Source organism: Subsaximicrobium wynnwilliamsii (genome assembly GCF_007997225.1).
GTDB lineage: Bacteria > Bacteroidota > Bacteroidia > Flavobacteriales > Flavobacteriaceae > Psychroserpens > Psychroserpens wynnwilliamsii.
Window position 1 is genome coordinate 1 of the sequence record NZ_VORM01000044.1, and the last position, 9,414, is coordinate 9,414.

Here is a 9,414-nt window from a genome sequence, read left to right on the forward strand (position 1 = left end):
GGAGAAATTGAACCTAAAACAGCGGAAAAATTAAAGAAAATTGCGGAATAAAAACTACTGGCAACACCGTGTATAAGCCATTGCTGGGTCTGTGCCTATCTGGAAAATTCTTGGGAATTTTCCAGCGTATTTTTGTACCTTTAATGGTTCGTGTGTGGGACACGCAACGGCTCATACACATCAACGTTGCCACACATATGAAAAAAATCAGTTTCGTCATATTAACTTTAGTTTTTAACTCGATGTTGAGTGCACAAAATGATGATTTTGGAAAGTTTCCATCCGAAAATAATGTTGAAAAACCTATGCTCACCTCTGACTTGCTAAAGTCATTGAATTGGAAAAAACTAAAAGAATTTAGTAATTCAAATCAAGGACATTACGCTTACGAACGAAAGGACAGTTTACTAACCGAATATGAATATGTGCAACAAGGTCGTGTCGCTAATTTTGAATTGACAAGTTTTAACGGTAAAGTATTGGAATATCACAGTCAAATTTCAAACACATCAAAGGAAACGAATACAAATTATTTTGATAAGGAAGTTTGGTTAGAATATGCTCATAAATATTTGCCAAACCTTCCAGACTCTTTAAAATTAACAGTTGCTGAATCAAAGGATGTTTTAAAAGCTTACTATGAATTAATTGGTGTAGGAACAAGAGACGAATATGGCTGGATTTGCGAGTACTCAACCGTAGGAATGGCAACTCAAAGAAGACAAGCTACAATGCAGTTAATTAGATACCAACGCAGAGACTTATTAGAACAAGTAGTTAATTATCCAAATGTACAAGTTCAATTATATATTACTGACGCTTTAATTTATGACGATTTACAAAAGAAAGAGTATATCGAGGAGAATTTAAAAGCTGAACTAACCCAAATGACAGAGGAACTTGATAGTTTGAAATCAAAGAAAATAACGGATTGGAGAATTGAATCTCTTAATTATCGAATTTCAGATAGTAACGAATATATTGAGCAACTTGAATCCGAACTATTAAGCGATAATGATTGGAAAAGAATTTATGCTTTGAGAGATAGTAATCAACAAGTGAAAACTTGTAAAAGCGGAACTGGTTCATATAAAACTTATGAAAACACAACTGATGAATTATTAAGCGAAAGTGCAATTTTAGAAATACCGAAAAGATATTCGGAATTGGAGAGTTTGGGATACTTCCGATAAAAATACGTGTGGCAACACCGTGTATAATTAATTGCTTGGTTCTAGCCTACTTACGAAAATCATCGCGGATTTTCTATTCAGTTTTTATTTACTAACTTTCCTGCTTAACCACGCAACTAACCATACACATCACGTTGTAAGCAATTATGAAAAAAACGTATCTGATAATTTTAGGACTTTTGGCAATACTTTGTAGCTCCTGTTATTCCTATAAAGTTTATCCAAAAGAATACCGCAAGATTGAAAATGACAATCCAAAACGGAGTGCTTATATTATCAATGATACTCTGAAAAAGGAACTGGAAATATTAGCTTCATCCGAATTGTTTGAAATAATCTCTGATAGTTCAAAAGCCGACTTAAAAATAAAGCTCTATCCGATTGAACAGAGTTTTGTTTGTGGACAACCAATAATTATATCAATGCTGACTGTTGGACAATTGCCAATAACTTTACCTGACAGATATTTATACAGATTTGAGGAAATTGAAAATGGGATAGAGAAGGAAAGAAAACTTGAATTGAAAATAGCACAAAGAGTTTGGTTTTGGGATATGTTTGCATTTAACAAAAAATTTGAGCAAAAAGCGGGAAAGGCAGTTCTCGGCGAATACCAATCGAGCGGAAAATAACTGCTTACAACATCGCGTATAATTAATTGCTTGGCCTGTTCTTCTTCCGAAAACCCTCGCGGATTTTCTAGTTGGTTTATATTTGCTAAATTAGTGCTTTAGAAACGCAACTAATCATACTCAAACACGTTGCCACACATATGAAAAAAATCAGTTTCATCATATTAACTTTAGTTTTCAACACAATGTTGAATGCCCAAAACGTTGATTTTGGAAATTTCCCATCCGAAAATAATGATAAAAAACCAATGCTTACTTCCAACTTGTTAAAGTCTTTGAATTGGGAAAAACTAAAAGAGTCTAGTAATTCAAACGAAGGCCATTATACTTACGAACGAAAAGACAGTCTATTATTTGAATATAAATACGTTCAACAAGGACTTGTGGCGGATTTTAAAATAATAAGTTTTAACGATAAAGTTTTAGAATACCAAAGTCAAATATCGAACACATCGAAAGAAACAAACACGAATTATTTTGACAAAAAACTTTGGTTAGAATATGCTCATTCCTATTTGCCAAATCTTGCAGATAGTTTGAAATTGAGTGTTAACGAATCAAAAAGAATTTTAAAAGCATATTATGAATTGTTAGGAGTTGGCACTTACGATGAATATGGTTGGATTTGCGAATATTCAACTGTCGGAAGAGCAACTGACAGAAGAATTGCTGTTATTGAGTTATTAGGAAGAGAAGAACTATTATGGCAACTTATAGATTATCCAAACATCCACGTCCAACTTTATGTTGCTGACGCATTAATATATTCAGATTTTAGGAACAAAAAAATGATTGAAGAATATAAAGAAAATAGGAAATACAAAACTGCTCGTGAGATGATAAAGTATCTGAAAGACGAACTGTTAACCAAAGAAGAATGGAAAAAAATATATGAAATAAGAGATAGTAATCAAAAAGTAAATACTTGTAAAAGCGGAACAGGTTCGTATAAAATCTACGAAAATAATACTTCCGAATTATTAAGTGAACAAGGAATTTCCGAAATTCCAGAAAGATATGAGGAATTGAGAAAATTGGGCTACTTGCGATAAAATACGTGTGGCAACAACGTATATAAAAAATAGCGCAAGTCTTTGCTAACACAAAGGTTCGAGCATTTTTGGGAAGTCGCCAAATTTTTAAATTTGACAAATTCCCAAAAATAAAATAATTAGTAAAATTTAAAAATTCGGCTTGTGTTTTATCCGAAAAGTTATCGCTTATTTTCAGCGCTACTTTTCATATACAAACCGTTGTAAAAAATGGCGGAATTTACTCATAACTAGACAATCGAAACTCAAAAAAGCATTCCTTTTTGCGGTCGCGGAATTTTTATTTCGGATTTCTAATTCAGTCCGGTAAAATGAAACGCAGACTTTTAAAATACTTGTCGACAGAAAGGTTTGCGCAATCTTGACTTAATCAAATCCACTCTGAATAAAATCGTGTTGCGGAATTGCTCACTCACACGGAATTTTACACTCGAGCGGAATATAAAAGTTCGCGGATTTTGGGAACGGCGGATCTCACTCAATCGCACTATCTCAGGGAAAGCAACAACAAAACACAATAATTCCAGGCCACTTTTCACAACATCGCGTATAATTAATTGCTAGGTCTGTACTTCTTCCGAAAACCCTCGCGGATACTCTAGTTCGTTTTTATTTGCTAAATTTACTGCTTGAGACGCGCAACTAATCATACTCAAGAGCGTTGTAAAATATAGCAGAATTTACTCAGACCCAAAAAATCCAGACTCTGAAAACTGTCTGGTCTGAACTATTTCAGAAAACCAACTGTTGCGGAATTTTGAGCAAGTTTGCGGAATTTAAAATCGGATTTTATTTCAAAAACGGTCTAATAACGAGGGATTTTCTAAAACAAGTTTGCGGAATAAATAACGGATCCTATACACTTTGCGGAATTATTCAAGATGCGGAATTTAGCCAGATGCAGAATTATGCACGATGCGGAACTTAAGCAGTTCGCGGATTTACTTACTTACTCGAACGCACAACTCAAATGAGTATTTTATCTAAAGTCTGAAATTCACGAAACTACATTTTACAACATCGCGTATAATTAATTGCTTGGCTTGTTCTTCTTCCAAAAACCCTCGTGGATGCCCAAGTTCGTTTTTATTTGCTAAATTAGTGGCTTCAAGACGCAACTAATCATACTCAAGAGCGTTGTAAAATATAGCAGAATTCACTCAGATCCATAAAATCCAGAATCTGTAAACTGTCTGGTCTGAACTATTCCGGAAAATCAACTGTTGCGGAAACTTGAGCAAGTTTGCGGAATTTAAAATCGGATAATAATTCAAAAAACAGTCGATTAATGATGGATTTTCTAAAGTAAGTTTGCGGAATAAATAACGGAACCTTTGCAGTTTGCGGAATTATTCAAGATGCGGAATTTAGTCAAGTGCAGAATTATGCACGATGCGGAACTTAAGCAGTTCGCGGATTTGCTTACTCGAGCGCACAACTCAAATTAGTATTTTATCTAAAGTCTGAAATTCACGAAACTACATTTTACAACATCGCGTATGATTAATTGCTTGGCCTGTTCTTCTTCCAAAAATCCTCGTGGATGCCCAAGTTCGTTTTTATTTGCTAAATTAGTGGCTTGAGACACGCAACTAATCATACTCAAGAGCGTTGTAAAAAATGGCGGAATTCACTCAGAACTAGACAATCCGAATTCAAAAAACCATTGCTTTTTACGGTCGCGGAATTTTTATTTCGGATTTCTAATCCAGTCCGATAAAATGACACTCGGCCTTTTAGCATGTTTGTCGACAGAAAGGTTTGCGGGATCTTGAATTGTTCAAATCCACTCTGAGTAAAATCGTATTGCGGAATTGCTCACTCACACGGAATTTCCCACTCCAACGGAATCAAGTAGTTCGCGGATTTTGGGAACGGCGGAACTCACTCAATCCCACTATCTCAGGGAAAGCAACAACAAAACACCATAATTCCAGGCCACTTTTCACAACATCGCCTATAATTAATTGCTTGGCTTGTTCTTCTTCCGAAAATCCTCGTGGATTCGCTAGTTCGTTTTTATTTGCTAAATTAGCGCTTGAGACACGCAACTAATCATACTCAAGAGCGTTGGCATTCATTGAGCAGAACCGTTAAAAATGAAAATTATGAGTAATTTTAAAGAGATTAAATCGGAAATTGAAAAATATGCGAATGACTCAAATCTGACTGAATTACAAATCGTTGAGAAACTGGAAAAACATTACTTTGACAAAAAAGTAAACGAGAATTTAAAGCTGTATAAAAAAGGAAAGAAAAAAGTGAGTGAAATAACAAAAGACTTGAAAATCTCGCCACGAAAATTTTATGCGATTTTAGAGAAAAAGAAAATAGAACATAAGATATATAAAAAAGAGTGATTTAAAACAAAACGTTTGACTTTAAGCTCGTTTGCGGAATCGGAATCTGAATTGAAAAACAAAAAAACATGAATAAAATAAGAATAATTGGATTAGTACTATTAATAATTGGGATTATAATTCAATTTACAATTGAGAATGATATGAGTGATTTTATTTCTGGTGTCGGAATTGGTGCCGGAATTGGATTGTTTGTGACAGGCAAAGTTGCAAAACCATCAATCTAATAGAATTCTGATTTAACCAGTATCGGAATAATTAATTCAATCGGAATTGAAAAAGTTTACGCAATTAAACCTAATAATTAGTAGTCTGAATAAAAACAACGAAATGCCAACAAAGACGTGTATAATCAATTGCTATAGCTGGCTAAGACGACGATCTTTGTGTACATTTAACTATATTGTAGTGCGGAATATGAATCGTGTACTTTTACGCAACTAACCATACACAACAACGTTGTAAAACATTTGAGGAAAAAATGGAAAGTCTATTTAAAAAATTAAAGTTAATTGATTCCTTGGAGTTTGAATATGATATTGAACCAAAAGAATTTCAGAAAAGAATTAAACTGATTGTTGATGAAGAAACACCTATTTTATTAGACGAATTATATCGCTCAAAGAAAATATTTTGTGGAAAAGTAGGGGATAAAAAATTCACTTTGAGAAAAAAAAGAAAATTTATGAATCTGAATATTCAATCGTCTAATGCTGTTGGAATAATAAGTGTGGTAAATCAGAAAACCAAACTAAACGTGAAAATTTTTGGATATGATGAAATCTCAACACTTGCGATAATAGTTGGACCAATATTCTTTTTGATATTATTTTATGTAATCATAACAAAAGAAGCTTATCCTGCATTAATATTGTTTGTTCCAATAGCAACATTGATATTGATTTTCCCATATTACATTATGAAAAAAAATATGAAAATATTCCGAATAGAATTAAAGGAGAATTTGAAATTTAAATAAAAAACGTTTTACAACACCGTGTATAAAAAATTGCTAGTTTCTTGCTTGCTCGGAAAATCCTTCGGATTATCCTCAGGTTCGTTTTCTTTTGCTATTTTAGTTGTCTAAACACGCAACTTTCCATACACAAACACGTTGGCAAACATATCCGAATTCCCCGACAATAGGTAGTTATCTTAAAAGAAAAAGCAGCTTATTAACAACTATAAATCAATATGTTAAAAAGTTTAAATCTAAATATCACTAAAAATAACGAACTTGCAGTGTATCAATTTAATAACTACAAAAAATAACAATTATGGGAATTAAGCCAGGACCAAAAAGAACAGCTGAATCAACAGGTAAACCAGACAGACGTCAAAGAGACAATAAAAGTACCCCAAGAAATACTCCGTCATTAAAACCACACAAACATAAAAAAGGAGACTAATAAAAATTTATGAGAAATAGAATTTGGGCAGAATTAACTCAATCTAAACATAATATTGAATTTACTTCGACTTATTCTGACCGACAAAGATTTGTTTTGAGAATTTTCAATATGGGAATTCTTGCTTTTTCCTCTGCAGGAATTATGGGTTGGAAAATATGGGAAAATTTACCACTTATTGCTTGTATTGTAATTGCTGGAATTTCATTATTAAGATTATTGCAACCTCATTTAATTATGAATGAAAAGCAGTTAAAAAATCTTGACGACATTCATAGGTTTTACGCTGATTACTACAACAGAATTGAGAAATTGTGGTATGACTTCGAATCTGGACGAATAACAGAAGAACAAGCAACAAAAGTTTTCTTTAAAATTAAAAAACTGGAAACTGATATTAATCCAATAATAGCGGAAACTATCAGAAGTAAACCCAAAGGAATTGTAAAAAAATGTAAAAAAAATACAGACGAATATTTTAAACTAGTATTTAACACATAATATTATGGCAAAACAATCAAATAGTTGACCACAAGGAAGACCAACGAACAATCCGAATAGTTCTCCTAAACCGAAAAGTAATAATAGTATGCCTCGTTATCAGGCTCCACCTCCACCACCTCCGAAAAAAACTGATTAAAAAATACGATTTGCCAACACCGTGTAAAAATAATTGCTTGGTTCTCGCCTACTTGGAAATTCCTGCGGAATTTCCACAGGCTCGGTCAATTTTTGTTATTTTAGGTGTTTAACCCCCGCAACTATTCTTACACCAAACGTTGCCAGTAATTTGAACTCACTCGAAACCTGAATAAAATATGATTTGGAATTACATTACGGAATTTTATGATGACCTATTCCAATATCATTATGAAAAACAAAAAAAGTTTGGTTCTGACCCAGAAGTATTTCCGATTTCTATGATTTCATTTTGCCAAGGAACAAATTTTCTGATTTTATTAATTGCAATTTATTTTATGACTGATTTAAATACTCTTGTGGGAAAAAAATTTCTTCCGTATTCAATATTTGCGTTGTACATAATATTTATCGCAATGAATTTTTACAGATATTCAATAAAAAACGGAACTGAAAAAATCATTAAGCGGAATAAAACGATTGACAAAAAAATGAAGTGGTATAGTAACATATATTTGTTAATTTCAATCTGGTTTCCATTGTTTTTGATTTATTATTTTAATGAAATTTATTGAAGTTAAATTAAAATCAACGCCGGAATTTAAGATGGAATAAAAAGCTGAATAAATGAATTGTGGAAATAAAAAACTACTGGCAATAACTAAGTATTCGGCTCGCCGATAGGCCAGAGCTGAATACTGTGTTGACGAATCCGGTTGATTTGCCGTCTATGGGTAAAACGATGAATTTAAAGAAGGATGGCTGGAGTTTGCGCTGTTATTGACAAGGTCAGAAGGTATGAAGCTCAATTATTTTCTAACGCCATGAGTGCTTTTTAGTGGTTTAAATTTTCAATAGCTGGTTTTCATCGTTTAATTTTAAAGTTAAGGCATAGTAGAGCCAGTCCGCATGTGCAGAATAATTTTCAGTTGCTCCCATTCAATTTCCTGTCTTTCAGTAAAACCCGCCAATTCTCTGGAGGCCCACGATCGTTGAACAATAGTATCGTATGCAGTCTCCCTTTTTTACAGACAGGACATCGGCGGTGCAAAAGTGGTTCTTTTGTTCTGACAGGCTCAATCTTTACAGTGGCCAGTTCAGCTTGTAGTTTTGGCAACTTCTCTTTTTTCCAGCTGCTGCTCAAAATGCCATAGTGCCGTATCCTGGTAAATCCCTTGGGTAAAACGTGCAGGGCAAAGCGCCTGACAAATTCTTGGCTCGATAAGGTCAAATTGACTTTCTTGCCTGCACGGCGATAATCCTTGGCCGTAAAGGTCACACTTCTGTTTTTGCGGTCAACATCCGTAATCCGATGGTTGCTGATCGCTATTTTATGGGTGTATCTGCCCAGGTATTCAATGACATATCTTGGACTTCCAAAAGGTTGTTTGGCAAAGACCACCCACTTTTTACCGAACACCGCACTGTAAACTTCTTGAGGAATTTTCAATCCGCTCTTTCTAAGCTCGGCCACATACTTCCCTCTGAATACCTTGCTCATGGATTTTACATTGAACAGGTATTTCCCATTGCTCTTCGCCTTTTTCCATTGTCCTGACCTGTTCAGTCCCCCGCCCGGAACAATGCAGTGCAGGTGGGGGTGCAAACTCATGTTCTGACCCCAGGTATGCAGCACCGCGATCATGCCCATTCTGCCGCCCAAATGTTTGGGGTTGTCCCCAAATTGCCGCAAGGTCTGCCAAGCGGCCCTGAACAGACTGCCGTACACTATTTTGCCATGGCTCAAAGCGTAGCTGTTGAATTCGCTAGGAAGGGTAAACACCAAATGAAAATAGGGAACGTTCAAGAGTTCGCCTTCCCGTGCCCTGATCCACTCTTCGCGTTTGTGCCCCTGGCATGTTGGGCAATGCCTGTTCCTGCAACTGTTGTAACTGATGTGCAACGCGTGGCAACAGTCGCATTTATCAATGTGTCCGCCCATAGCCTTGGTCCGGCACCTTCTTATCGCCTGCAGGGCACGGCAGTGCCAGGAGGTCAGGCCCAGACTTTTGAGCTGTAGCTGCTCCATTTCCAAAACGTCGGCCACCGTATGTCGGGGACGCATCAACCGTAGAGCTTGTCCAGCGGGGAAAACCTCGAACCACTGGGCAGGTTGGCCACGTGCAGAT

9 protein-coding genes are annotated in these 9,414 nt (G+C 35.2%); 8 read left to right on the forward strand and 1 reads right to left on the reverse strand.

All coding sequences use genetic code 11. The features are described from left to right. The first annotated feature begins 68 nt into the window (after positions 1-68). The 8 genes from ESY88_RS19715 to ESY88_RS21245 all read left to right on the forward strand — a co-directional run bounded on the left by ESY88_RS19715 (position 69) and on the right by ESY88_RS21245 (position 7,860). Entirely contained in the window at positions 69-1,193 is a 1,125-nt protein-coding gene (locus ESY88_RS19715; protein WP_189702669.1) for a hypothetical protein, read from the forward strand. Between the two features lie 146 nt (positions 1,194-1,339). Continuing rightward, positions 1,340-1,825: a hypothetical protein gene (locus tag ESY88_RS21235; RefSeq protein WP_189702670.1), complete on the forward strand. Its 486-nt coding sequence runs from the start codon at positions 1,340-1,342 to the stop codon at positions 1,823-1,825. Between the two features lie 140 nt (positions 1,826-1,965). Next, a complete protein-coding gene (locus ESY88_RS19720) occupies positions 1,966-2,877 on the forward strand; it encodes a hypothetical protein (RefSeq protein WP_147088543.1) in 912 nt (303 codons plus the stop codon). 2,108 nt (positions 2,878-4,985) lie between these two features. Then, positions 4,986-5,237 carry a hypothetical protein gene (locus ESY88_RS19725; RefSeq protein WP_147088611.1) on the forward strand — a complete coding sequence of 84 codons (252 nt, stop codon included), beginning with the start codon at positions 4,986-4,988 and terminating at the stop codon, positions 5,235-5,237. Between the two features lie 68 nt (positions 5,238-5,305). Beyond that, on the forward strand, positions 5,306-5,464 hold the full coding sequence (locus ESY88_RS21240) for a hypothetical protein (protein WP_189702671.1): 159 nt from the start codon (positions 5,306-5,308) through the stop codon (positions 5,462-5,464). A 254-nt stretch (positions 5,465-5,718) separates the two neighbouring features. Then, positions 5,719-6,216, forward strand: coding sequence for a hypothetical protein (locus tag ESY88_RS19730; protein ID WP_147088554.1), 498 nt, complete (start codon positions 5,719-5,721; stop codon positions 6,214-6,216). Between the two features lie 439 nt (positions 6,217-6,655). After that, positions 6,656-7,147 (forward strand): hypothetical protein, encoded by a 492-nt coding sequence (locus ESY88_RS19735; RefSeq protein ID WP_147088553.1) that lies wholly within the window; start codon positions 6,656-6,658, stop codon positions 7,145-7,147. A gap of 317 nt (positions 7,148-7,464) precedes the next feature. Further along, on the forward strand, positions 7,465-7,860 hold the full coding sequence (locus tag ESY88_RS21245; RefSeq protein ID WP_189702672.1) for a hypothetical protein: 396 nt from the start codon (positions 7,465-7,467) through the stop codon (positions 7,858-7,860). Between the two features lie 350 nt (positions 7,861-8,210). Here ESY88_RS21245 and ESY88_RS19740 read toward each other — a convergent pair whose 3' ends face one another. Further along, complete coding sequence (locus ESY88_RS19740) at positions 8,211-9,350, reverse strand: IS91 family transposase (RefSeq protein ID WP_147129059.1); 1,140 nt, start codon at positions 9,348-9,350, stop codon at positions 8,211-8,213. Positions 9,351-9,414: the final 64 nt, after the last annotated feature.